The organism is Fructilactobacillus florum DSM 22689 = JCM 16035, from assembly GCF_001436645.1.
Classification (GTDB): domain Bacteria; phylum Bacillota; class Bacilli; order Lactobacillales; family Lactobacillaceae; genus Fructilactobacillus; species Fructilactobacillus florum.
In genome coordinates this window covers 1-277 of the sequence record NZ_AYZI01000045.1, presented here as the reverse complement: position 1 = coordinate 277, position 277 = coordinate 1, and the positions used below count along the sequence as shown (strand labels likewise).

General features: G+C 22.7%; 1 protein-coding gene. It reads right to left on the bottom strand.

Features of this window, described 5'->3' with window-relative positions:
• Positions 1-197: hypothetical protein (locus FC87_RS06725; RefSeq protein WP_202812911.1), on the bottom strand; the 197-nt coding region annotated here is incomplete at its 3' end.
• Positions 198-277: the final 80 nt, after the last annotated feature.

Genomic DNA, 277 nt, shown 5'->3' with positions numbered 1-277 from the left:
TCTTTTTGTTTATTTTGGTTAATATAAAAATTAAAATAAACAGTACCCAATGGTGTTGTTGTATATTTGGTAAATTCAACATCTTTTATGCCTGTATATCTATTTGAAAGATCTTTAACAATTTCTGTTTCGTACTTTTTAAGTGCTTTCCTTTTTTCATTATTTTCAATAGCAACTTCTCTATTATGTTCTTTCACTTTATTAAATACTCCTATTCCTAATACTATAAATAAACTCATCCCTAATAACATATATATAAACAAAATTTTTATTCTTT